Annotated in this window: 24 protein-coding genes; all 24 read right to left on the bottom strand. The window is 50.5% G+C overall.

Going from position 1 to position 23476, the window contains the following annotated elements:
* Positions 1 to 5 precede the first annotated feature (5 nt).
* Positions 6 to 674: a DUF7986 domain-containing protein gene (locus AC04MQ_RS18295; protein ID WP_011163404.1), complete on the bottom strand. Its 669-nt coding sequence runs from the start codon at positions 672 to 674 to the stop codon at positions 6 to 8.
* A complete protein-coding gene (gene carA, locus AC04MQ_RS18290; protein WP_475392772.1) occupies positions 671 to 1738 on the bottom strand; it encodes a glutamine-hydrolyzing carbamoyl-phosphate synthase small subunit in 1068 nt (355 codons plus the stop codon). Before carA ends, AC04MQ_RS18295 begins: the two co-directional genes overlap by 4 nt.
* Positions 1735 to 2637, bottom strand: a complete 903-nt coding sequence (locus AC04MQ_RS18285; protein WP_475392771.1) for an aspartate carbamoyltransferase catalytic subunit — start codon at positions 2635 to 2637, stop codon at positions 1735 to 1737. The genes carA and AC04MQ_RS18285 overlap by 4 nt, the downstream gene beginning before the upstream one ends.
* A gap of 35 nt (positions 2638 to 2672) precedes the next feature.
* A complete protein-coding gene (gene lepB / locus AC04MQ_RS18280; protein ID WP_011163401.1) occupies positions 2673 to 3347 on the bottom strand; it encodes a signal peptidase I in 675 nt (224 codons plus the stop codon).
* Positions 3348 to 3411: 64 nt separating this feature from the next.
* Positions 3412 to 4119, bottom strand: coding sequence for a signal peptidase I (lepB, locus tag AC04MQ_RS18275; RefSeq protein ID WP_015089993.1), 708 nt, complete (start codon positions 4117 to 4119; stop codon positions 3412 to 3414).
* Positions 4120 to 4908: a signal peptidase I gene (gene lepB / locus AC04MQ_RS18270; RefSeq protein WP_015089992.1), complete on the bottom strand. Its 789-nt coding sequence runs from the start codon at positions 4906 to 4908 to the stop codon at positions 4120 to 4122.
* Between the two features lie 10 nt (positions 4909 to 4918).
* Positions 4919 to 6718 (bottom strand): translation elongation factor 4, encoded by a 1800-nt coding sequence (gene lepA, locus AC04MQ_RS18265; RefSeq protein ID WP_015089991.1) that lies wholly within the window; start codon positions 6716 to 6718, stop codon positions 4919 to 4921.
* A 73-nt stretch (positions 6719 to 6791) separates the two neighbouring features.
* Positions 6792 to 7955, bottom strand: a complete 1164-nt coding sequence (gene metK / locus AC04MQ_RS18260) for a methionine adenosyltransferase (protein WP_015089990.1) — start codon at positions 7953 to 7955, stop codon at positions 6792 to 6794.
* A 126-nt stretch (positions 7956 to 8081) separates the two neighbouring features.
* Complete coding sequence (locus AC04MQ_RS18255) at positions 8082 to 8687, bottom strand: hypothetical protein (protein ID WP_475392770.1); 606 nt, start codon at positions 8685 to 8687, stop codon at positions 8082 to 8084.
* Between the two features lie 77 nt (positions 8688 to 8764).
* Positions 8765 to 9115 (bottom strand): ribosome hibernation-promoting factor, HPF/YfiA family, encoded by a 351-nt coding sequence (hpf, locus tag AC04MQ_RS18250; RefSeq protein WP_015089988.1) that lies wholly within the window; start codon positions 9113 to 9115, stop codon positions 8765 to 8767.
* Positions 9116 to 9209: 94 nt separating this feature from the next.
* Positions 9210 to 9689, bottom strand: a complete 480-nt coding sequence (locus AC04MQ_RS18245; RefSeq protein ID WP_015089987.1) for a hypothetical protein — start codon at positions 9687 to 9689, stop codon at positions 9210 to 9212.
* A gap of 86 nt (positions 9690 to 9775) precedes the next feature.
* On the bottom strand, positions 9776 to 10327 hold the full coding sequence (locus AC04MQ_RS18240) for a 5'-methylthioadenosine/S-adenosylhomocysteine nucleosidase family protein (RefSeq protein WP_419144694.1): 552 nt from the start codon (positions 10325 to 10327) through the stop codon (positions 9776 to 9778).
* A gap of 16 nt (positions 10328 to 10343) precedes the next feature.
* Positions 10344 to 10841 carry an adenine phosphoribosyltransferase gene (locus AC04MQ_RS18235; protein ID WP_475392769.1) on the bottom strand — a complete coding sequence of 166 codons (498 nt, stop codon included), beginning with the start codon at positions 10839 to 10841 and terminating at the stop codon, positions 10344 to 10346.
* Between the two features lie 53 nt (positions 10842 to 10894).
* Positions 10895 to 11719 (bottom strand): substrate-binding periplasmic protein, encoded by an 825-nt coding sequence (locus AC04MQ_RS18230; protein WP_475392768.1) that lies wholly within the window; start codon positions 11717 to 11719, stop codon positions 10895 to 10897.
* Between the two features lie 147 nt (positions 11720 to 11866).
* Positions 11867 to 13303: an RNA polymerase factor sigma-54 gene (rpoN, locus tag AC04MQ_RS18225; protein ID WP_148278699.1), complete on the bottom strand. Its 1437-nt coding sequence runs from the start codon at positions 13301 to 13303 to the stop codon at positions 11867 to 11869.
* Positions 13304 to 13345: 42 nt separating this feature from the next.
* A complete protein-coding gene (gene lptB, locus AC04MQ_RS18220) occupies positions 13346 to 14068 on the bottom strand; it encodes an LPS export ABC transporter ATP-binding protein (protein WP_015089982.1) in 723 nt (240 codons plus the stop codon).
* Positions 14065 to 15054: an LPS export ABC transporter periplasmic protein LptC gene (lptC, locus tag AC04MQ_RS18215; protein ID WP_475392767.1), complete on the bottom strand. Its 990-nt coding sequence runs from the start codon at positions 15052 to 15054 to the stop codon at positions 14065 to 14067. The genes lptB and lptC overlap by 4 nt, the downstream gene beginning before the upstream one ends.
* 144 nt (positions 15055 to 15198) lie before the next feature.
* On the bottom strand, positions 15199 to 15789 hold the full coding sequence (locus AC04MQ_RS18210) for an ExbD/TolR family protein (RefSeq protein WP_015089980.1): 591 nt from the start codon (positions 15787 to 15789) through the stop codon (positions 15199 to 15201).
* Positions 15789 to 16265, bottom strand: coding sequence for an ExbD/TolR family protein (locus AC04MQ_RS18205; RefSeq protein ID WP_011163386.1), 477 nt, complete (start codon positions 16263 to 16265; stop codon positions 15789 to 15791). Before AC04MQ_RS18205 ends, AC04MQ_RS18210 begins: the two co-directional genes overlap by 1 nt.
* 12 nt (positions 16266 to 16277) lie before the next feature.
* Entirely contained in the window at positions 16278 to 16943 is a 666-nt protein-coding gene (locus AC04MQ_RS18200) for a MotA/TolQ/ExbB proton channel family protein (RefSeq protein ID WP_011163385.1), read from the bottom strand.
* Positions 16944 to 16978: 35 nt separating this feature from the next.
* On the bottom strand, positions 16979 to 19102 hold the full coding sequence (locus AC04MQ_RS18195) for an AgmX/PglI C-terminal domain-containing protein (protein WP_475392766.1): 2124 nt from the start codon (positions 19100 to 19102) through the stop codon (positions 16979 to 16981).
* Complete coding sequence (locus AC04MQ_RS18190) at positions 19099 to 19386, bottom strand: hypothetical protein (protein ID WP_050792897.1); 288 nt, start codon at positions 19384 to 19386, stop codon at positions 19099 to 19101. The genes AC04MQ_RS18195 and AC04MQ_RS18190 overlap by 4 nt, the downstream gene beginning before the upstream one ends.
* A gap of 43 nt (positions 19387 to 19429) precedes the next feature.
* Positions 19430 to 20275 carry a tetratricopeptide repeat protein gene (locus AC04MQ_RS18185; RefSeq protein WP_475392765.1) on the bottom strand — a complete coding sequence of 282 codons (846 nt, stop codon included), beginning with the start codon at positions 20273 to 20275 and terminating at the stop codon, positions 19430 to 19432.
* Complete coding sequence (locus tag AC04MQ_RS18180; RefSeq protein WP_475392764.1) at positions 20275 to 23475, bottom strand: tetratricopeptide repeat protein; 3201 nt, start codon at positions 23473 to 23475, stop codon at positions 20275 to 20277. The genes AC04MQ_RS18185 and AC04MQ_RS18180 overlap by 1 nt, the downstream gene beginning before the upstream one ends.
* Position 23476 lies beyond the last annotated feature (1 nt).

Here is a 23476-nt window from a genome sequence, read left to right as displayed (position 1 = left end):
TCGAACTAGATCCCGAGCTTCCCCTCATTGGAGTAAATGAGCTCAGGCTTCACATGTTTATACTGTTCAAATTTATAACGCATTTTAATCAGGCGAAGCATCAGCAGATCCGGATCCAGATCCGGATCTTTACGATGGCGCTTGGCCTCGCTCAGAATGAACTTCTTCGCACTTTCAGGATGGAAGCAGAAGCCGCGGGTGAAGACATAGGAATCACCCTGAGGGATCAAACGCACTTCAAACAACTCATCCTGGTCAAAGCCGAAAACAAACGGAGACGCCTTCACCACCATCACATTGGAAGAGAAGAAGCCTTTTTTGTTCTGCAGAATATCCTTGATATAGACGTCGCCGTCCTTGATTTTCACAAACTCGAAAATGGAATGGCGGTGCTGCTTCAGCACTTCCAGAGTTTTCAGCTCTTCCTCAGAGAAACGAAGTTCACGCACCAGAAGGCAGGCCTCCAGCGGCGTCTGACCGAAACCCTTCAGTTCACGGGTGAAAAAATACCAGTCGTAGAACTGCGCCATGCGAGACTCATAGTGCTCGGAGTTTTCATCCAGAGTACCGGCGTTTTCAAAGAACTCTTTTTTGGCCATGGCCAATTCGTCCTTGAATGCGTCGCTGACAAAGTGGTTAAGAATTTTTTCGATCAGTTTTTCGTATTCGTTCATATCATCCGCTCTACAAAGTAGCTAAACAGCCCTGAAGCCTCATGCGGCCCAGGACAACTTTCCGGGTGATATTGTATTCCTAAACACTTGCGTTTTTCACTATAAAAACCTGCCACAGTGCCGTCATTGAGGTTCACATGGGTGACCTTCACGTCAGAAGGCAAAGAAGCCTCTTCCACGGCGTATCCGTGGTTCTGGCTAGTCATATAAATCTGATTAAGCAGGGTGTCGCGAATCGGATGATTGGACCCACGATGGCCGAATTTTAACTTGTAGGTCTTTGCACCCAGGGCCAGCCCCAGAATCTGGTGACCCATGCAGATACCAAAGATCGGTTTTACACGCAAAAGTTCGCGAACTGTGCCGATGGCCACTTTTACATCCGCAGGATCCCCGGGGCCGTTGGTCAGCATGATCCCGTCCGGATTGTAAGCCAGAATCTCCTGAACCGAGGAGCGGCTGTTGAAAATCTTGATTTCAGAACAGCGGTTTTGCAGTTCACGCAGGATGTTTTCCTTGCTGCCGAAATCCAGCACTGCCACCTTTGGGCCCACCATATTTTCACCACGGCGGGTTTCTGCTTCCTTGCGAGAAGCGATGTAAACCCAGTCCTTTTCCACGGTTTTTTTGGCAGCGATCAAGCTTTCAGCCTTTTTCAGGGCTTCGGCTTCAGAGTTGGCCTGAACCAATGCTCCCCACGGAGTCCCCCCCTGGCGCAAACGCAAAGCCAAAGCCCGCGTGTCCAATTCCGTAAGCATTGGAATCTTATTGTCAGTCAGACGCTTTTTCCAGGCTTGATCACGTTCGCTGTCCTGAACTTCAAGACAGATGAAACCCTCGATCCAAAGCTTTCGCGATTCCCAGACTTCGTCTTCAATCCCATAATTTCCCTGCATGGGCGCCGTCATCATCACAATCTGAGAGAAATAAGAAGGGTCCGTGGCGATTTCTTCGTAACCGGAGTGCGAGGTATTGAAAACAACTTCGCCGGCGCGATCCTCACCACCTTGCCATTGACCGGTGTAAACTTCCCCACCTTCAAGCACTAGATAGCCGCGCATCATTCCCCCTCTTTCAATGTCATTTGAATCAGACTTTGACGAATCAACACACCATTGGAAACTTGATCCAGAACTTTGCAGCGTGGATCTTTCAGAACCTCAGAATCAAGCTCGGTTCCCTGATTGATCGGGCCCGGATGCAGAATCAGGGCTTTGTCCGACAGGGCCTGCAGGTTTTTGACCGTGAAGCCGTACTGATCACGATAGTCCGCCAAGGAATACTTGTTTTCATGGCGCTCTAACTGCACTCGCAAAGCCATCGCGGCTGTGGACCACTGAAGTCCTTCCATCAAAGAAGCAAACACACGGCAGGGCGGTTGCGCAGGCAGGAACTCTTTCGGACCGCACAGCGCCACTTCGTAACCCAGCTTTTCTGCCAGTTCGAAGTGCGAGGCGGCCACCCGGCTGTGGCGAACATCGCCGACAATCAGAAGCTTTTGGCCCGCACAGGTGCCCAGATGTTTGCGAATGGTGTAAGCATCCAGCAACGCTTGCGTCGGATGCCCTTTCTTTCCCCAGCCGGCATTCAAAATTGGAGTGCTGATTTTTTCGGAAAGATCTTTCAGATCCAGATCATCCCCGCAGCGGATCACCAAAAAAGAAGGCTTCATGGCCTCGACATTCAAAACCGTATCTTCAAGGGTTTCGCCTTTTTCAAGACTGCTGCCCGCGCCTCCATCCAGGCGCAACGGATGGATTCCCAAACGTGCGCAGGCTGTTTCAAAGCTCATGCGGGTGCGGGTGCTGGCTTCAAAAAACAAAAGGGCTCCGGTTTTTCCGAAGCCCTGAATAGGAGCCGATTTTGCCGCCGCAACAGAGTCGGCAATAGAGAATAGGAAATCGATTTTTGTTTTTTCAAGCGAACGAAGATCAAGAATGGAGAAATTTTTCCTAGACGACATCTAGAACCCAAGACTAGGTACTTGGGCAGACCTTGTCAATGAACCGTAGAAAAAACTCGGTCCCAACGCACTGAAGGATAGCGATCGCCACCCCATTTCTGCTGCCAATCCAGCGAAAGCCAAATTAAAGCCACGCGGCCCACCACCTGGGTCATAGGAACCGTGCCCCAATAGCGCGAGTCGTCACTGGCATCACGATTATCCCCCAACAGGAAAACCTCTCCTGGAGGCACAACCAGCGGGCCGAAATCTTTATCGTCCGGAGTTTTCTGGAAAATCACACGCCAGGAGTCAGCACCGGAAGTCTCTTTGAAGATATCAAAGAGTTCCGCATTAGGGTTATCAGAAGCCGCATCCAGTTTTTCATAAGACACGGGCTCGTCATTCAAAACGAGGCGGCCTTTTACGATCTGCACCCGATCCCCAGGCAAACCCACCACGCGTTTGACGTAAGTGACAGAGGGCTGATTGGGATAACTGAAAACCACGATATCCCCGCGAGCTGGCAAAGTCAGATTCCAGCGCTTGGAAGCAAACGGAATCTGCACACCATAAGACACACGTGAGGCAAAGATGAAATCACCGGGCTTCAGCGCCGGCTGCATGGAACCTGTCGGGACTTTATAAGCGGTCACCAGAAAGTGACGCACAAAAAGTGCGCACACCACTGCCAAAACCAAAGTTGTTAGATATTCCCGCCAACGATTCATCCTTAAATCCTAAACGGACTTAAGCAAGACCTTCAAAAGAATTCTTAGGGCTTTTTATTATTTCTCAGTCCAGGACCTTGAACAGGCGGTTGAAACGAATTTGTGAGGGGTCGCACACAAATGTCATCGTCGGTAAAGTGCTGTTACAGGAAAGCCAGATGACCGAGGCTTTTCCGACCAAATAATCGTTTTTCACAAAACCCCAGTAACGAGAGTCGCTGGATTGATCGCGATTGTCCCCCATAAAGAAGAACTGCCCCGGCGGCACCTGGTACACCTGCACATCGGCCGAGCTTTCTTCACTCAAGAAACGCACGACATAGGATTTTTGCGTGTTGTTTTCGGTGAAATAATAAAACTCGTTATTGTTCACCAAAGGGCCTTCATAAGGGGCCATGTCGAAAGCCTTGTCGTTCACGGTGATACGACCGGCGCGAACTTCGATGCGATCCCCTGGCAGGCCAATCAGTCGCTTGATATAATAGACATCCGGATTTTCCGGATATTTGAAGACAACAACATCCCCACGCTGGGGCGTTGACCATTGCACCAGCCACTTGTCACTGAAAGGAATGTGCAGACCGTAAGCGAATTTTTTTACCAGAATATGGTCATGGATCAGCAGATTCGGAATCATGCTCCCGGATGGGATCACGAAGGGCTCAAACAAGGCCCAGCGCACTCCCATCACCAGCAGAATCGGAAACAGAAAAGTCAGGATCGCCTGATTCCATGTTCCTTTCAGATTGGGAGTGGCCTTGGGTTCAGACATCTAGTTCACAGGGTGGAAGAAACGTCCCCAGCGGATGGTCAGCGGGTTGCACAGGAACGGAAGCATCGGCACCGTTTCTTCGCAACTTAGCCATACGAACATCGCACGACCCAGGATGTTTTGTTTTGGCAGGAAACCCCAAACACGGCTGTCGGAAGAATTCATGCGGTTGTCACCCATAACAAACAAATGGTCATCCGGAATGGTCACGGGGCCAAAGGTTTCATAGATATCACCCTTGCGCAGAAGGATGGCATGCTCTTTACCCTCTTTGGCGACCTTGCCCGCAGGCAGGACTTCAGTGAATTCAACATAGTTTTCTTTGCTGTCGTTGATGTTGCCATCACGCTGGAAGTCCGCATCGCGAAGCCATGCAAAGTCATCCATGTTGGCCGGAACCTTTTTTTCAACCGGTTTGTCGTTGATATAAAGAGTCCCATTTTCGTAGTAAACCTTGTCGCCCGGCTCGCCCACGATGCGTTTGATAAAGAAGGTGCTCATGTCTTTAGGGTATTTAAAGACGATCACTTCCCCACGCTCTGGTTCGTTGAATTTTACCAGCCATTTTTCGCTGAAAGGAACGCGCAGACCGTAAGTCAGCTTGTTCACGAAGATATGGTCATGAATCAAAAGCGACGGCAACATGGAGCCCGATGGAATCACGTAAGCTTCGATAAAGCCCCAGCGAATGAACAAAGCGATGAACACCGCCAGGAACAAAGAGCCCCAACCCTCTGTCCAGAAGTGTTTCGTTCTAAAGTCCCAGCTTTTTGGTTGTTTGTCGCTCATGTTGATTCTCCTAGTCTTCGACTTTCAGGATCGCGAGGAAGGCTTCTTGAGGGACTTCGACATGGCCGATGGCCTTCATGCGCTTCTTACCCTCTTTTTGCTTTTCCAGAAGCTTACGCTTACGGGAAATATCACCACCATAACACTTGGCGGTCACGTCTTTTCTGATTGCCCCCAGAGTCTCACGCGCGATGATCTTGGCACCGATAGCTGCCTGGATCGCCACCTGATACATCTGACGAGGAATCAGTTCTTTCATCTTTTCAGCCAGCAAACGGCCGCGGTTTTGCGCCTTGGAACGGTGAACGATCAAAGACAGGGCATCGATAGCCTCACCGTTAATCAGAATATCCAGTTTCACCAGGTCTGATTCCTCAAAACCGACGAATTCATATTCCAAAGAAGCATAACCTTTAGAGATGGATTTCAAACGATCGTAGAAGTCCATCACCATTTCATTCATCGGCAGTTTGTATTCGATGATGACTTTTTTGTCGGTGACGTATTCCATCTTCTGCTGGATACCACGCTTGTCCTCGCACAGCTTCAGGATGCCGCCGATATAATCGGTTGGCGTGTGCAGGGTCACTTTTACGTAAGGCTCTTCAAACTTGGCAATCTGGGTTTCCACCGGCATACCGGATGGATTTTCCAGCATCATCTCGGTGCCGTCGGTTTTAGTGATACGGTAAACAACTGTCGGAGCCGTGGTGATCAGATCCAGATTGAATTCACGCTCAAGACGCTCTTGAACGATTTCCATGTGCAACAGGCCCAGGAAACCACAACGGTAACCGAAACCAAGTGCCGCGGATTTTTCAACTTCGAATGTCAAAGACGAGTCATTCAGACAAAGTTTGTCCAAAGCGTCCTTCAGATTTTCGTATTCAGAAGCCACGACCGGGAAGATACCGGCAAAAACCATCGGCTTGATACGCTGGAAACCTGCCAAAGGCTGGGTCGCCGGGTTTTTAGCCGCCGTAACGGTATCACCCACCTGAACGTCACGGATATCTTTGATACCGCAGACGATGAAGCCCACTTCACCCGCCTCAAGAACATCCTGCATCAGCGGGAACGGCTTGTATTTACCCATGCGCAGAACTTCATAGTCACGATCCGTGGCCATGAACTTGATCTTGTCGCCTTTTTTGATCACGCCGTCGACCATACGAACCAGGACAACAACGCCCTGGTAAGCATCAAACCAAGAATCGAAAATCAAAGCTCTTGGTGTCAGGCTGCGGTCCGCTTTTGGTGGCGGAACTTTTTCAACGATCGCTTCCAGAATGTCGGTGATACCGATTTTTTCTTTCGCCGACGCGTGAATGATACCTGTGCAGTCCAAGCCCACCGTGTCTTCGATCTGCTTTGCCACGCCTTCGGGATCCGCTGAAGGAAGATCGATCTTGTTCAGAACAGGAATGATCTCAAGATTATTTTCCATTGCCAGATAAACGTTGGCCAGAGTCTGGGCTTCAACACCTTGAGCGGCGTCGACAACCAGAATCGCGCCTTCGCACGCTGCCAATGAACGGGACACTTCGTAAGAGAAGTCCACGTGCCCCGGTGTATCGATCAGGTTGATCTGATACATGTTGCCGTCTTTGGATTTGAAATCCAGACAGACTGTTTGAGCTTTGATGGTGATGCCGCGTTCGCGCTCAAGTTCCATGTTGTCGAGGAACTGATCCTTTTTCTCACGATCCGACAATGAGCCGGTTGCAGAAAGAAGACCGTCAGCCAAAGTAGATTTGCCGTGGTCGATGTGAGCGATGATAGAGAAATTGCGTATGTATTTAGGATCCATGGGCGGTAGTATAAATAAGAAGCGCCGAGTTGCTAGTGACAACTCGGCGCAATGATTAAGGTTTTATAAAAATTTAAGCCAAAGTCTTTACAGCGTCTTTCAGCTGGTCGACCTTGTTCAGGCGCTCCCAAGTGAAGGACTCTTCGTTACGACCAAAGTGGCCGTAAGCCGCTGTCGGGCTGTAAATCGGTCTTAGCAGGTCCAAATCCTTCGTAATGCGAGCTGGACGCAAATCGAAGACCTGGCGAACCGCTTTTTCAAGAACTTCAGGGCCTACTTTGCTTGTGCCGTAGTCATTTACAGTGATGCTGACCGGTTCAGCCACACCAATCGCGTAAGCCACCTGAACCAGGCAACGTTCCGCAAGGCCCGCACCCACGATGTTCTTAGCAATATGGCGCGACGCATAAGCAGCCGAGCGGTCCACTTTAGAAGGATCTTTACCAGAGAACGCGCCACCACCGTGAGCACCGTGACCACCGTAAGTGTCCACGATGATTTTACGACCGGTCAAACCAGCGTCACCCATTGGACCACCCGTTACGAAACGGCCCGTTGGATTGATGAAGAATTTGGTTTTCGCATCGATCCAGTTGCCCGGGATGGATTTTTTGATCAGTTCTTCAGTGATGAATTCTTTGATCGTTGCATTGGAAACGCTGTCTGCGTGCTGAGTGGAGATAACCACCGCATCGATACGTTTTGCAATGCCGTTTTCGTACTGAACTGTCACCTGGGATTTAGCATCCGGGCGCAACCAGTCCACACGACCCGCTTTACGAAGAGCCGCCAGGTCTTTCACCAGTTTGTGAGACATCGCGATGCTTAAAGGCATCAGTTCTGGAGTTTCATTCACAGCGTAACCGAACATCAGACCCTGGTCGCCCGCGCCCTGATCGTCGGAAAGAGTTTCTTTAACGCCCACGGCGATATCCGGGGACTGCTGACCTACGGCGATCATCACGCCGCAAGTTTTGTAGTCGAAGCCCTTGTCAGAGTGATCGTAACCAATGCGTTTTACAACTTCACGGGCCACTTCAGAGAAATTCACTTTTGCAGAAGTTGTGATTTCACCACCAACAACAACCAAACCAGTCGTCAGCAGGGTTTCACAGGCAACACGGCCCTTCGGATCCTGAGCCAGGATGGCATCCAGAATACCGTCAGAGATTTGATCGGCCATTTTATCGGGGTGACCTTCGGATACAGATTCACTCGTAAACAGGTAGTTTTTCACTGCGTTCGTTCCTCATTAGGGAATGGGTGTTAATGAGCTCGGCCCCCACTGGAACCATCCTAAAAAACAGTCAAAATTGAGCTGGAATTTAGCGAACGGCCAAGCTACCAAAACGAGTTCTGGGGGTCAAGAGTCCTTGGGTTTGTGATGGTAAAAATAGGCAAGCTCAAGGAAAAACACTGTAAAGCCTCCAACCAGGCCGATCAGCCCCAAGCCAATCATAAACTGAGCAAGGGTGCGCCCCAGCTCGCTGATAGAGGATTCCGGCACCAGCCCCTTGCTTTGAAGCAGGAACATCAGCATATAAGCCCCCACCGACAGGAACGTCCAAAAAACCGCATGCACCCGGCTGGTCAACAGCCCCACGATTAGCGGCAATACCGCAAACCAGATGAGAGTCGGAGAAAAGAAGCCCCCCGTAAAATAAGAGAATGAAAACTGAAAGATCATGCCCGAAGTCACCATGGAATAAGCGGCCAGGGACATGGAACGGCTCCAGCGGTAAATCAACGGGGAAAAGGCATGCACAATCGAACAGCTAAAGCCGATTTGAGCCAAGGTCGGATTATCCACGAAAAATAAAGAGATAAAGCTGTAGGTCCACATCAGCAGACCGGTCAGAAGGGTGATCAGAACCAAAAGGCGCCATTTATAATGACGGACATACTGATCTTCTTTTACATCCAGGGAAAAAAGGGTGGTCCCCCAAAGAATCTGTTCTTCCTGTTCCAAGCAACGTTCCAAAAATACAAGAGGTGGATAATTCCACCTCCTTAGTATAATCGCTGGTCAGGAAATTTGCACCAAAATCACGCCGCCTTTTTCCAACGTGAGAACGTCTCCTGACGTGCTCCCTTGGTAAGTTCAGGCTTCTTGTGATCTTTATATTGTTTGTTTGTCTTAAGGAATTGTTTCTCCATTTTTTCGGCACATGCGTCCACTGCGCCGTAAATATCCGGGCCGTAGGCTGTGGCTTTGAAATATTTCTCGCGAGTGTTCACAGAAATTTCAACGCAGAATTCACTTTTAACCTTACTGAAATACACGTTGCCGTAACCTTCTTTAAGCAGGAAACGCCCCACCTCGGACATTCTTTCTTCGGTGTACTTTTCCAGGGAATCGGAGTGATCCAGATGCTTAAAGGTATAGTTGAGTTTCATGTTTTCTCCTTCTCGGCCCCTTTCAAGGCCTTTGATTTCTTACCTGGACTTCTTATCGGTCCAGCCGGACTAAAGATGAGCCCTATTTTGAGACTCATTTGGTTTTTCTTTGGGTTAATAGACAGGCCTTAAAAATTTCATCGTCCTGCTTGTTTTTTAGATATTTCGCAACCGGGCTCATGGCGGCAAAAGCCTCCTGGCACTGACCACGGCTGAATTCGAGCTTTGCGTCGAAATAAGAATCACGCAACGCCGCTGGCAGGCGGTCCACCGTTCGGGGCTCAGCCTCCCCGCTTTCGATTTTGCGTTTATATTCGCGCAGCGCATTTTCTGATTTGCGGCGCAGTTCCCGGATGTCGGAATACTTCGGCACATGCGACGGGATCTTGCGGGACATATCCAGCGCCCCTTCATAGTTGCCGGCTTCGAAATAGACCTGCGCTTTTTCATGCAGGGCCTCGATTTCAGCAGGATCCATTTTGTGTTTTTTGGAGCCAAAGGGATTGGCAATCAGCCCGAGGGTCAGACCCGTCAGGGCCACGGCGTACATGGCGATGTTAGCTGGCTTGATCATGGGAAACTTATCGGCAATCCCCGACTAAAGATGAGGATTTTCCATGTTCCAAAAAGAGACGGGCCCCTTTCGGAGCCCGCTAAATTCTAACCAGGGATGGTCACCATTTTTTTGTAAAATTCCAGAAGCTTTTTAGCCCCGTGAACCAGATTGGCCTCCCAATCATTGTGGGCATTGTGATCCGCCCCGTCGGTAATGTACTTCAGTGAAATCAACTGCACGTTCATTTTGCGACAAACCTTGGCCAGGGCGTAACCTTCCATGTCCACAAGTTCGCAAGGCACTTTCGGAGTGCCCGTTTCAAAACTGTCCCCGGTGCCACACACCCCGTGAGACAGCTCCGGGAAAAACGGAATCAGATCAATCGCGCCCGGAAGCGGGTCAAACGGAGTTTCCCCAACCTTGAACCCCAATGGCGAGATGTCCATGTCTCTTTGTACGAAGCTTGAAACCTCGACAAGGTCATGGGTTTTAAAACGAGAGCTGCCCGCAGTTCCCAGATTGATCATGACTTTGCACTTGGTTTTATGAATCACATCCATGGCCACCAGCGCGGCATTCACTTTGCCAATGCCAGTGTAAACCACAGGGATATTTTCTTTTTCAAAGAAGCCCTGGGATTCGCCCGGAAGCGCCATCACCAAAGCCACGTCATTAATATTGAACAAGCGAAGCCACCTTTTGATCGTTGTAGGTCATCTTGTTAAGGAACGTCAGATTGACCAGAACCGCCACAGACTCCACGGAGTATCCGGCCACCAGGCACAGGTCAATAGCCGCCTGCAAAGTGCCACCCGTAGCCAAAACGTCATCGACGATCACCACACGGCCCTTGCCCGGAGGCAGTTCGATTTCTGCCGTGCCGTATTCCAAGGCATAGGAAACCTTGCGCGTTGGTGGAGGCAGCTTGCCGGCTTTACGAATCGGCAAAAAACCTTTTTTATGGGTGGCCGCCATGTGGGCCGCCAGGATGAATCCACGGGATTCAATGCCCGCAAAATAGTCCACGTAAGTCAGATCAACATGTTTCAAAAGATTATGGGAAACAAAAGTAAGGGCTTCTGCATTTTGCAGCAGCGGCGACATGTCGCGGAAAATGATCCCCGGCTTTGGAAAATCAGGAACGTCACGAATCAGGCTTTTTAAATCCATGGGGCTCTCCTCCCCTTATTTTTAAGGGAAAGGCCGCTGCGAGTAAAGAAAATCTATTCCGGCAGCAAGTCCGGAAAATAAAGCGGCTCGCGCAAATGAGCCGGGTGATACACCACCGAGGTCACATTCACACTGCGCTGCCCGTCGGGTCCCACCCAGTTTTCCAGAATGCTTTTATACCCTGCGGAAGCTTTCAGCATTGAAAGTCCCATTTCAAATTTCTTCATCAGATTTTTTGTCTCGGGATGTTTTTTTGAAAAGTGCACATAGATGGGCTCTTCGCTCATCTCCACCATGATTTTAAAACGATCCCGGAACTCAGGTTTGTTTTTCAGGTAATAATAAAACACGTATTCATCGATGGCGACAAAATCAACCCGGCGTGAATTCAGCATCATCAGACTGGTCAGATCATTGGCAGTGAACACCTTGTTGATTTTGGAATTTTCATCAAACTCGACACCAAAAGGAAACCCATTCGGCAGGGCCACGGTGCGACCTTCCAGATCCTTCACCTTCTGCACCTTGAGCGGAGTTCCCGTGCGCAAAGAAACAATCAAACCCTTGCTTTTAAAAAGCGGTTCTTTGGGAAAAAGAAAATCCGCATCCATGTCCTTGCTGCGCGCAGAATTAAAACAAGCCGGAAATTTCCCACTCTGTGTCTGCGCCAGACAGCGCGGATAAGGAACCTGAACCAGCTCAATTTCTTCCCCCACATTCTTGAATGCCGCCCGCACAATATCCACGGACATGCCCACAGCACGCCCTTTCTCACGAAAAGCAAACGGCGGCCAGGAATCCTCCACCATCAACTTCACGGGAGCAGACCAAGCATCAAAACAAACAAGAATTACCAGCAAGAAACCAAATCGACCCATGCCTGCTACTTAACAAGCCAAGAACCCTGAATACACCTTACACTTGAGTAATAACTAAACAAACTCACCGATACTTCTGGAACGAAGTGCAGAAAAGCTGAAATAAGGCCCGGGATTCAACATCCCAAGCCGTCTTCGCCTAATAGATTAGAAATACTTCTTGCGCTGAGAAGAAGGCAGAATCTTAAGAACATCACGGTATTTGGCTACCGTACGACGTGCGATCTGAATTCCTTCGACCTTCAGCAAATCCACGATCTTTTGATCGGACAATGGATTCTTCGGATCTTCCTTGGCCACCAGATCCTTGATTTTGATTTTAACTGACTCAGAAGCCAGTGAATCACCATCAGAAGAGCTGATACCCGAGTTGAAAAAGTATTTCAGTTCATAGATACCCTGTGGTGTGTGCACATATTTCGCCGTGGTCACACGACTGACCGTGGATTCGTGCATGCCGATATCGTTGGCGATATCGCGCAGAACCATCGGTTTTAAATGCTCAGAGCCCTTTTCAAAGAACTCGCGCTGATGCTTCACAATGGACTCGGTCACCTTGTAGATCGTGCGCTGTCTTTGATGGATGGACTTGATCAACCAAACGGCAGAACGAAGTTTTTCCTGGATATAATCCTGGGTCTTGTCGCCGGTGGTTTTGCCACCTTTAAGCATGTTTTTATAGAAGTTCGAGATTTTCAAACGCGGCAGACCGTCTTCGTTCAAAGACACCACGTAATCATCACCGACTTTGTACACGTAAACATCCGGAGTCACATAGTGCGTGTCACTGCTGACGAAGGCACGACCCGGTTTCGGATCCATCGCATAGATGATTTTGCAGATTTCCACGATGTCTTCAACGTCGCGGTTCAAAGCTTTTGCGATGGCTTCATAGTTTTTCTTTTCCAGATCCTTCACGTGATTTTTGATCAGCGTGACCAGATCGTGGGTGTCCTCTTCCATGTGTTTGGCCTGGATCAGCAGACATTCCTGCAGATCGCGGGCACCCACACCCGGAGGATCGAATTCATGAATCAGGGTCAGAGTGTCTTCCAGCAGCGCCAGATCCACTTTTTCCTCTTCAGCAATTTGTTCCAAAGGAACTTTGATGTAACCATCATCATCAATGGCGCCGATCAGGGCGTCCGCGGCTCTTTCCTCTTCTTCAGAGAAGCCGTTCATTTTAACTTGCCAGTAAAGGTGATCGTGCAGGGTTTGAGACGCCGTGATGACGTTCTCATAGTTCATGATCTCTTCAGAACCCGCCATACCGGACTGTGGAGGCTTTTGGTTGGCTTCGATGTAGGATTCCCACTCGAACTCATCCTGCTTTTGCGGATCCTGAATGTTCTGCTGATCTGGAGTTTCGGAATGCTCAACTTCGTTGGCAGCCTCTTTGGTTCTTTGAAGGTCGTCCTCTTTCAGAGCCGATTCGGATTCTTCAAGGATCGGGTTTTCCTCCAGCTCGGAGCGCACAGCCGACTCCAACTCCATACGCGACATCTGCAAAAGCTTGATCGCCTGTTGCAGCTGTGGAGTGATTACCAGAGACTGGCTCAGGTTCATCGTCTGTCGAAGAGCCATTAAAATTTCCCTTTCCCAAGAACCGTAACAGCCGGGATGGCTTTACAGCTTAAAGTTTTCGCCGAGATAGAACTTACGTGCCAATTCGGAATTTGCGATTTCATCAGAACTTCCGCTGACCTGAATCTTCCCGTCCTTCAATATATAAGCATAGTCGCAAATGCCCAAAGTCTCACGCACGTTATGATCCGTGATCAGAACTCCTATACCTTTGGCCTTAAGTTCGCGGATGATATTCTGGATGTCAGCGACCGCAATGGGATCGATACCCGCAAACGGCTCATCCAGCAGAATGAACTTCGGTGACCCCGCCAGCGCGCGGGCGATCTCAACCCGGCGACGCTCCCCCCCGGACAGGGCATAGCCATAACTGTCGCGGATGTGACCGACGTGGAAGTCCCCGATCAGCTGCTCCAGCTTTTCAGAACGGGACGCACCGGAATAACCATGAGCTTCCAAAGCCACAGTGATGTTTTCAGCCACCGTCAGTTTGCGGAAGATGCTTGGCTCCTGCGCCAGATAGCTCAGACCCACGCGGGCGCGTTTATACATGGGCTCCTGGGTGATATTGGCTTCATCCAGATTGATCGTGCCTGAATCCGGCTGAACCAGACCCACCACCATATAGAACGAAGTGGTCTTACCGGCGCCGTTGGGACCCAGCAGGCCTACAACCTGACCGGACTCCACAGAAAAAGATGCGCCATCAACGACCTTGCGCTTTTTAAAGGACTTGGAAATGTCTTTGATGGTGAGCATGCTCATTGATCTTTATTCTCCACCTTCGCACGTACTCGTTCAACTTTAACCTTTTTTCCGCCTTCAAGGAAGACGATTTCCTCGCCGGTCAGTTCATCGTTATTCTGAATCACCTTAGGACGCCCCTTGAACGTGTACTGATTTGCCAGCAGGTCCAGATTCACACTTTCGGACGTGGCGAATTTGTCCACGTCGCTGACGCGCACGCCGCCCTTCACCGCCACAGAACTCAGAATATCCGCACCCTTTCCATACAGGAAAGAGGCTTCAGGACCTTCCAGCTTCATGTTGTCGTAATTCATGCGAACGGCCCCCAGGAAGCGGGCCTCGCGATTTTTACCGCTGAATTCGGCGCCGTCGGCGGAAATTTCAAACTTTTTCCCGTCCTTCATTGGTTTTTGCGCCGTCACCTTGTTCTGAATCAGCATCTTGGACTGTTCTACCAGAACTTTCATGCTGGCGCCTTTTAAGAACAGGCCAGCACCGGAAGAATCCCGCGGACCTTCCATCAGCACCTGTTCCGGGCTGACGATTTGACGGGTCTTGGACGAATAGAAGATAGATGGTGTTTTGAAAACGTAGCCATTCTCGGACTTGGTCACAACGTTGCCAATGACGCTCAAATCCTTGGATTTGTCGTCGATAGTGCCTTCATCGCCCGTGACGGTGAATTCGAGCTTTTCCTTGTTGTAAAAAAGCACCCGCACCTGTTGCAGAGCCCACTTGCCACCCGCCTGACTGCCCTCGGCAGACACCGCGAACAGCTCCCAGTCACGATTACCGGACTGGCTTTCCACCAGATGCACGCCGCCCATTTTTTGATCGGCCAGACTGGATGGGCCCGGATCTTCCTTGATGCCCTTTTTCTTGCGTTCTTTGGCTTCTTTGTCGCGCTTTTCAACTCGCTGGCGCAGAGCGACCTCGTCCTCATGCTCCAAATGCGATGGGAAAATAATAAGAATCTCGACGAACAAAGCGACGAGAAGAGCCATAAAAATATAATTCTTATATTTACCCATAGATGACAAGAATCTTAAACCATCAGGGCCTCGCGGTCAAAACTTCCGCGTCGGATGCTGTACCGGGGTGAAAAACAAAAAGCCCGGTTTTCACCGGGCTTTCATGTATTTTTATTCTTAGTTCGAATTTGTTTCCTGCGGCAGCTTGGTGACCGCGAAGTTGATCTCGCCAGCCCCCGCCTCTGTCACAGTGAACAGAACCTTTTTGACAGTCAGGAAGTCCACACCTTTATCGGCCTGAATCGTGACTTTGCTCCAGGCGTTCGGGTCTTCTTCAGTCTCTCCACGGGTGGTTTCAACCACGTCACGGATCTTGTTCTGAAGCTTGCCTTCCTGCTCAGTGCGGGATTTCACCAAAGCCTCAGCCAAAGTGTCCTTCAGCTTTGGAATCAGCCATTCTTCCGTGCCTTTGACGTCGTCAAAGGTTGCCACCACGTCCCGGTCCAGCAGGATCTCGTTGCTGGAAATCGTGATGACGTGCGCCGGTTTCAACTCGCGCACGCTGGTGGCCTTTGGCAAAACGACATCCTTCGGGATGTAAAGAATTTCACCCGTGGCATTGTAGTTCTGCAGCAGGAAGATAACCAGAACCGTGAACATGTCGACCATCGCTGTCAGTGACAGCAACGCCGTAACGTCACGCTTCCCTTTTTTCTTGCTTAAAATATTGTGATAACGATGACGTTCACCAGGTCTGAAGATGGCCATTACTGCGGCCCTCCCGTCGCAACGGATATCGCCGAGAACCCTGCGGTCAGACAGTTATCCATTGCCTTGATGAGTTGTTCATAGGGGATGACATCTGCAACAGAAACAATCGCATCCACTTTTTCAGGATACAGCTGCTTCACACGCTGCAGTTGCGCCACCAAACCCGCTTCATCAAATTGTTCGTTCACCATGGGAAGGCTGATCACTTGTTTCCCAACAGTTAAAACATAACCCATTTCCTTCACATCCACTTTCAGCACCACATCGGCGTTCGGTGGCGGCGTCGGATTGGGTTGCGTGTCCGATTTCTTCCCATAGAGGGAACTACCAATTTGAATCATAGACACTTGAGTCCAAACGGCCGTGATAAGCAGGAACGTAATAAGAACGCTCATCAAGTCGATGAAAGGCACGAGGTTCAGCTCGATATTCTTTTTTCTGCCGCTGGAATCGCCGCTATCTATGTGAGCCATTGAAAACCTCTGTTAGTCTTTGATTTTTTCTCTGTTTGCAACAACCAGGTTCAACAGACTCATGCTGGTTTCAACCACTTCATTTTCTGTTTTCTGGATGCGGTGCTGGAACAGACCGTAAGCCACGATAGAGATGATCGCCACCAAAAGACCAAACGCCGTACAGTTCAGGGCGTGGGAAATACCTTTGGAAAGTTCCAGAGCTTTGGTTGCAGGATCGGCTGCCGCCACCGCACGGAAGGAACCGATCATACCGATGATCGTTCCAAGAAGACCCGCAAGTACGGCCACGTTACCGAAGACCGCCAGGAAAGATGTCCAACCTTCCACTTTTGGCATTTCGCGCATTACTGCTGCGTCCATTGCCACTTGCACTTCTTCATCAGGACGCTTGTTCATCGCCTGAACAAGACCTGCTTTTACTGTATTCGTCAAAGGAGCCGGACGAGCATCACAATAGCTGATTGCCTGGCGCAGATCGCCGGCCACAACCATTCTGAAGATCTGGTCAGTGAACTCTTTTTTGTCCACGGCAAGATTTTTAAGCTTCATCATTCTTTCGATGATCACAAAAAGCGCCAGGATGGCGATAACTGCGATCACGTACATGACGAAACCACCCTCAGCGAAAGCACGCTGGATGAAATTCATGTTGTCTACTGTAACTGTTGGGTTCACGGGAAGTCTCCTTCTTAAAAACTTTACTTAATAAATTAATTAGCCTGATTCAAAACAAACGGATACGCCTGTACTTCAGCTGTCATTCCGGTCGGTGGCTCTGGGAACACCCAGCTTGCCAGACGACGGCGGATACATTCTTCCACTCCTGGATTGCCCAGAGAGGAATCGACAACTTTCACGTTGCGTGCCTGACCTCGCTCGATGATCTCCCAAGCAAGAATCACTTTACCTTCCATCTTCTTGCCCTTCTCAAGAGTGTTCAAAGCACGCTCGTAGCAGCTTTTCACCTCGTTAAGTTTAGAGCGGATCACACGACGGATAGCTTCTTTATCAATGGTCGCGTCGAAGGATTCTTCAGCACCACCGCCTTCGATAGCCACTGTGGTCTTCGAACCGAAGCCCTCAGACGCACCGTAAGCAGCCTGACCTGACCCACGACCCTTGGTACCGATTCCGGCAATACCCTGAGTTGCAGTGCCTTTTCCACCAGCCCCGGCATCCTTGAACTTGGAGCCCAGATCATCACCGGCACGGTCTTCATTGAAGCCCGCAGTTCCGGTCGCCTTGTCGGCCATACCCAGTACCTCACCGGCTCCAGAATACGCTTTGTCGATGTTGGCGCGACTGCCCCCGCCACCGAAGGCGCTGAACAGACCCACTTTGGAAAGGTCCTTGTTGGAAGACTGAGCATTCGCACCAGCCGTGTTACCCGTTTTGATCGCGCCACCCTGACGAGTGGACGTGAACTTCTTGGTACGGTCTTTCGCGTTGGGCTTCGGAGCCACTTCACTGGCTCTTGCCGCCACCTGGGCCCGTTGAGCCTGCTGTCCGGTTGTTCCTTTTTTCTGTGCTTCCTTGTTCGCATCAGCCACAACCACTTTCTTAGGCGGCGGTGGAGTTGGCGTCGCCACCGGTTGCGGCGGCGGAGTCGGAGGCACTGGCGGAGGAGGCGTCGGTGTTGGCGTTGGAGCCGGCGGTGGATTTGTGAACACCACCTGGGCAATACGCTGAACCTCTTCCTGCTTGTTTTCCTGCCAGTCTTTCGGGGTTGTTGCGGAGATATACAGTGCCAGCAAACCCACAATGATCAGGGACATCGCCACACCAGTCATTTCTGAACCGGAAAGCATCATTGGAAGCATCGGAACTGTCGGTGCCTGTGGAACAAAGCGGATGTAAAGGCACAGGTTTCCACCCGGCAGATTCACACACAGCATTTCATTCTGATCAACACGCACGCTGTAACCGTTGCCGCCCTTTTGCGCCTTGCCGGATTTGGCAAGGTCTTCCACGTGCTGGGTGACGCCGCCAGAGATCACCATTTCGGTGTCCATCTCGTTGGTGGTGTTCACACGCAGACCTGCAGACATGTCCAGCAGCGGATAACCGCGCGGCACCAGTCCGTCAGGAAGAGCCACAGACAAGTCCCCGCCCGCATTCACGCGGATGGTTTTGTTGCCCTTGAAATGATAAGTCGTAAGGATACGCTCTTTCCAGGTGACCAGAACTTCGACCGTCGTGCCTTTACCAGGCTTCAGGTGCGATTTCAGATTCTGAATCTCGCTTGGAGGAGCGAATGTTTTGCTTTTCTTGGCCTTTTTGTAAGAAGAGCGTTCTTTGCGGATCTCAGGTTTTACCGGAGCCGTAGTCAGAACAGGCTTTTCCTCGGCCTTCGGAGCTTCCACTGGAATGCTCGGAGTCACCGCCGGGATCACCGGAGTGACTTTGATTTCTTCCGTCTTCACCACGGCCGCAGGCGGCATGGATGGCTCCGGCTTTGGCGGAGGTGGAGCTGGCACTTCAGCCACTGGAGCCGCAGCTTCAGAAGCTGGCGCGCCCGGAACCACTTTAGGTTTCGGCACACCCACAAAGAAGGCAATACGGAAAGGACCCACTTCGATTTCATCGCCAGAAGCGATGGCTTCATCCAGAACGGCCTGCCCGTTTTTGAAAGTCCCCTGAGAGGAACCCAAATCACAGACATACCATCCGTTGTCACGAAGTTCGATCAGACAGTGAATGGGTGAAACGCCGTCGGCATCCAGATCCAGATGCACTTCAGCATTGTGTCCGACCACGATTTGATCCTGATCGAACTGTTTAACACCAACGAGCTGATTGTTTTTGAAAATTCTAAATATTAACGGCGATCTCAATTAGCACCCCGGACCCGCTGGATATCCTCTGTTGTTCGTCTCATCTCGGGTAAAAAGTTTTCTCTCAACTTGATCAATCTCTTATAGTTGAAGTTTTTCTTCTGAAAGAGATAAAACAGTTCCGGCTTCTGCGTCGACCCCTCAACCAACTCGTCCTCGAAGTTCAGCGTCGCTTTCTTCTTCGTGGTCGTTGTCGTTGTTGTGGTCGTGGTCGTCGAGGACCGAGAGGATGACTGCGCATGGCTCACTTCAAAAATGAAAAGTGCGGCCAGCATAATTGTCATGTGTCTTACGTATCGCAACATAGTCCTCACCCGATCCTTCACTCTATTTTATCCCAGCTTTCGCCTTATTTTCCAAAGCAATAATGCGATTACGGCTATCTGCAGGTCCACCTACAAACTTTAGTCTGTTAATGACTTCCAAACCGTCCTGATACTTCTGCATGTGATCGACCAGCAGAATGGCGTAGTTGAACAGCACCTCTTTGTTGTTACCGCTGTCTTTCAAAGCCGCCTTGTACATGTCTTCAGCACGGTCCAGTTTTCCCTGAGCCGTCAGCGCAATACCATAGTTGTTCAGAACGCGAGGATCACGAACGCCCTTGCGATAGGCCGTTTCCAGCACAACACCCGCTTTCGCGAAGTCACGCTCCTGAACATAGATCGCACCCAAATTGGCCGCCGCCACCGCTTCATCATTGTTGATGTCCAAAGCCTTGCGGAAGGACTTCACGGCGTCCCGGCGTTCATTTTGCGCCAACTGGACGATGCCCAGATTGGAGTATAGCTCTGCTGTTTTGGGGCTGGAGCTGATGGCTTTCCCCAACAGGTAACGGCACAGATCAAAACGTCCACGTTTATAGTGATACATCGCCAGGGCATTCAGGGCGCGGGCATCATTCGGGGACTGGGTCAGAATCTGAGTCGAAGCCTGATAGATTCTTTCATCAGACTGGGACTTGATCGCTTCATTCAACGCCGCATATTGAGAGGGCGCTGGCGGAGTCACCGGACGAACCGGCTCGACCTTTTCCAGATCCTTGAACTCATCAACCTCCACCTTAGGGGCTTCTGCCACCGCCGTTTTGGTTTCTTCAGAGGTTTCTTTGGTCGGACTGGAAGAGCAAGCCGCCAGTGCCAGCAAACTGAAACAAGTGATTATTCTTTTCATTATTGACCTATCCAATTCACCAGACGAATGTCAGAGCCCACTTCGCCACCGTTGTAGTAACCCTTCGGATCCTTGCTGTTCATGTACGCATAAGCAGACTTGAACCCGTCGTTGTACACTTCCAGCTCCAGACCGCGGTCCACCGTGGCCTTGTAACTTTCACGAGCCTTCGAGTTGAACGGTTCTGCGAACTTTTCCACGCCCGCCTTGTACTGCTTGGTTTCTTCTGCGTTCAAGCCCGGAGGCAGTGGCGCATTGATGATCGCCTGGGCCATATTCAAGTTGGCATCACCCAGAATCGAAAGCGAGCTTACGATTTCTTCTGCACTGTCATACTTGATCACTTCCGCCAGTTCGCCGGTCAACTTGGTCAGCAACGCGACTTTCTTGTCAGCCGCGGCCTTCTGTTTGGCCGGATCTTTAGGGAAGGTCACGGATTTCAGCTCTTTGAATGTGTCTTCGGCTTCAGCCAGCTTGATGCGGGCGGCATAAGTCGCACCCACACCCTTCTTGTTCGGCGCAAAGCGCTTCTGAATCGCCAAAGTTTTCTGCCGCCATTCCTGAGCTCTTGTTGTCGCTTTCTGACGAGTTGACAGTTCGCTGACCCAGTAAGCACTTTCAACCACACGCTCTTGATCACGACCGCCGGCTTCCACGTATTCCGTGTATCGTGCAATCGCAGCACCAGTCTGGCCGGCTTTGCGATGGATCTGGGCCATGCTGAACACCGCTTCAACGTTGTCGCTGTGTTTTTTGTTCATTTTAGTGAAGTCCGTGTAAGAACGGATGGCTTCATCCGATTTACCCAGGGCTTCATACAATACAGCCGCATTGAACATCAGGTTCGGAGCCAGGGAATCGGTTGGATTTTCCTGAGCCGCCTGACGGTAAAGCTTCGCTGCTTCCTCGAACTGGGCAGAATCCTGGTAAAGCTTCGCCAGCAAACGGCGGGCTTTGGGCTTCAATTTATCCGCTGCCGGATCCTTGGAGGCCAAAACCCCCTGGTAAGCCGCGATCGCCGGTGCATTCATACCTGCACGCTCATAGTTCACGGCCGCATTGAAGTTCGCATTCACTGCCAGATTGGACTTCGGATTTTGTTTGGCGAAGGATTCAAACACCTGCGCACTGTCTGCGTATTTCTTTTCAAGCTCCAGATCCTGACCACGTTTGAAGGACGCTTTTTCCATCACGCCACGGATGTCCGCCCCCGCTTTGGAGGAGGCAATGCCCGGAACAGCCAGAAGCTCGGCCCCGGTTTTCTCCAGACCCGCATAGTCTTTTCTGAGATTGTAAATATCCAGCAACAAGTTGGCCGAGTATTCGGCGTACTTGGTGTTCGGATGCTGTTTTACGATATCCCGGAAATGCGTCGTTGCCGGATCAAAGTGATTGCTTTGATAGTACAGACGGCCCATACGGAATTTGATTTCCACAGCTTTTTCAGACGTTGGGAACTTTTCCACGTACCACTGACCCGCTTTGATAAAACGGTCCACTTTCGGCTCCAGTGGAACCGGATCGGTGGAGCTCCCCACCCGTTTTTGCATTTCCTGATCGGAAGGGATGCTGCGCTCAACAGACAAGATCAAGTTCTGCGCGGATTTCCCATAGAACTTGCTTTGAGGGGCATTATCCACCACCCACTTGTACTGCATGGACGCTTCGTCGTATTTGCCCATATCATACAGCAATTCACCGAAGTAAAAGTGCATGTCGGCTGCGGTCGCTGAATCCGGGAACTCACGCAGGTACAGTTGGTAGCCTTCGTAAGCCTGGGACTGTGAATACTGGGCACGGGAGTTTTGCGCCGTCTGGTGCTGCTGCAAAACATAGTTGCGCAGCGTGGTTTCACGCAGCTTATAAGAATTTTCAATCAGCTCTTTATTGCCTTTGTTCGCGGCATACCATGCCCCTGAGGAATCATAGTCCTTCACCCAGCCATAAAGCTCGGTTTTAAAGCGCTGCGTGTTCTTTGCATAAAAGTAGTTCTGTACGATCTGATACTGGTACTCGAAGGCTTTTGGAGCCGTCGGGTTCTGGGAAATCAGAAGTTTAAACACATCACGGGACGCATCTTTGCTACCGCGGTCAGAATACTGATACGCCAGTCTTTCCAAGTAAGGGCTGTAGTTGTTGCCCACAAGGTTTTTGAAGTAATCCGCCGCTTTATTTGGATCGCCGCCTTCCGCATAGAACACCACGATGTCACGCAGGGCCTCACCCTCAAGACGCGTGCGGTTCACTTTCATGCGGCTTGCCAGCTGGTCCCCGGTTTCATTCTTACCGGCTTTGATGATGTATTCCAGATACGTCATCGCCTGCTGAACTTTGCCCAGACGGAACAGGCACCATGAACCCTTATACAGGGCAAAGGTGTGCAGACGGTGTTTCTTTTCCTTGATCAGGAAAGAATACTCTTTATAGGCATTCGCCCATCTTTCATTTTCAAAATAGTATTCAGCCAGGGCAAAGTGCGCCTCGCCGACAAACTGGGAGTTCGGATAGCCGCGGGTTAGTTTTTCATAATAGTCCGCGCCTTTTTTAACCTCACCCAGTTCGAAATAATTGTACCCCAGGAAGAAGAGCGCCTGGCTCATCTTTTCGTCGCGTGGGAAGTCACGCTGGAACCATTCATAAAGCTGAACGGCCTTTTTGTTGTATTCGCGGGCTTCCGCCGTATCCAGACGAGGTTTGGATTTGGTTTTACCGGCCTGGAACGCACGCAGTTTCGCGTCGTATTCATCCTGCTTGCGCGAATCAATCAGACCGGCTTTTTCGACATACAGCTCGGCCAGACGCAACCACAACTCCCCGCGGTTCGGGCTGGTTTTGAATTTCTGTGTCAGTTTGTACAGTTCACGGATCTGCTGATCCAGAACTCTTTCGTACTCGGCCTGACCGTTGCCGCTGTCTCTTTGCATGATTTCAGAAGAGCGCGGAGGTTTGACGGATTCCAGATTGTAATTCTGAACATCCTGTTTGAACCCCATGTTCGCCGAGGGCAGTGACGTGTCCGTTTTGGACATCTGCACTCTGCCGCCGCGACTGCCATCGTTGGCCTGGGACAACAGTTCACCGACAGTCTTTTTCTTGACGGTTTTGGTGGTCTTAACAGTTTTGCTCTGTGCGCCCGCAGTGGACGCCAGAACAAGACTCATAAATCCGGAAACAAGAAGTTGATGCCTGTTGATTTTCATA

Source organism: Bdellovibrio sp. MYbb2, assembly GCF_056175685.1.
This window is presented reverse-complemented; position numbering and strand designations above follow the sequence as displayed.

What these genes read in the sequence shown, in the direction of transcription:
- AC04MQ_RS18295 (WP_011163404.1), bottom strand. Translation starts at nt 674, where the DNA reads ATGAACGAATACGAAAAACTGATCGAAAAAATTCTTAACCACTTTGTC.
- carA (WP_475392772.1), bottom strand. Translation starts at nt 1,738, where the DNA reads ATGATGCGCGGCTATCTAGTGCTTGAAGGTGGGGAAGTTTACACCGGT.
- AC04MQ_RS18285 (WP_475392771.1), bottom strand. Translation starts at nt 2,637, where the DNA reads ATGTCGTCTAGGAAAAATTTCTCCATTCTTGATCTTCGTTCGCTTGAA.
- lepB (WP_011163401.1), bottom strand. Translation starts at nt 3,347, where the DNA reads ATGAATCGTTGGCGGGAATATCTAACAACTTTGGTTTTGGCAGTGGTG.
- lepB (WP_015089993.1), bottom strand. Translation starts at nt 4,119, where the DNA reads ATGTCTGAACCCAAGGCCACTCCCAATCTGAAAGGAACATGGAATCAG.
- lepB (WP_015089992.1), bottom strand. Translation starts at nt 4,908, where the DNA reads ATGAGCGACAAACAACCAAAAAGCTGGGACTTTAGAACGAAACACTTC.
- lepA (WP_015089991.1), bottom strand. Translation starts at nt 6,718, where the DNA reads ATGGATCCTAAATACATACGCAATTTCTCTATCATCGCTCACATCGAC.
- hpf (WP_015089988.1), bottom strand. Translation starts at nt 9,115, where the DNA reads ATGAAACTCAACTATACCTTTAAGCATCTGGATCACTCCGATTCCCTG.
- AC04MQ_RS18245 (WP_015089987.1), bottom strand. Translation starts at nt 9,689, where the DNA reads ATGATCAAGCCAGCTAACATCGCCATGTACGCCGTGGCCCTGACGGGT.
- AC04MQ_RS18240 (WP_419144694.1), bottom strand. Translation starts at nt 10,327, where the DNA reads ATGGCGCTTCCGGGCGAATCCCAGGGCTTCTTTGAAAAAGAAAATATC.
- AC04MQ_RS18235 (WP_475392769.1), bottom strand. Translation starts at nt 10,841, where the DNA reads ATGGATTTAAAAAGCCTGATTCGTGACGTTCCTGATTTTCCAAAGCCG.
- AC04MQ_RS18230 (WP_475392768.1), bottom strand. Translation starts at nt 11,719, where the DNA reads ATGGGTCGATTTGGTTTCTTGCTGGTAATTCTTGTTTGTTTTGATGCT.
- rpoN (WP_148278699.1), bottom strand. Translation starts at nt 13,303, where the DNA reads ATGGCTCTTCGACAGACGATGAACCTGAGCCAGTCTCTGGTAATCACT.
- lptB (WP_015089982.1), bottom strand. Translation starts at nt 14,068, where the DNA reads ATGAGCATGCTCACCATCAAAGACATTTCCAAGTCCTTTAAAAAGCGC.
- lptC (WP_475392767.1), bottom strand. Translation starts at nt 15,054, where the DNA reads ATGGCTCTTCTCGTCGCTTTGTTCGTCGAGATTCTTATTATTTTCCCA.
- AC04MQ_RS18210 (WP_015089980.1), bottom strand. Translation starts at nt 15,789, where the DNA reads ATGGCCATCTTCAGACCTGGTGAACGTCATCGTTATCACAATATTTTA.
- AC04MQ_RS18205 (WP_011163386.1), bottom strand. Translation starts at nt 16,265, where the DNA reads ATGGCTCACATAGATAGCGGCGATTCCAGCGGCAGAAAAAAGAATATC.
- AC04MQ_RS18190 (WP_050792897.1), bottom strand. Translation starts at nt 19,386, where the DNA reads ATGACAATTATGCTGGCCGCACTTTTCATTTTTGAAGTGAGCCATGCG.
- AC04MQ_RS18185 (WP_475392765.1), bottom strand. Translation starts at nt 20,275, where the DNA reads ATGAAAAGAATAATCACTTGTTTCAGTTTGCTGGCACTGGCGGCTTGC.
- AC04MQ_RS18180 (WP_475392764.1), bottom strand. Translation starts at nt 23,475, where the DNA reads ATGAAAATCAACAGGCATCAACTTCTTGTTTCCGGATTTATGAGTCTT.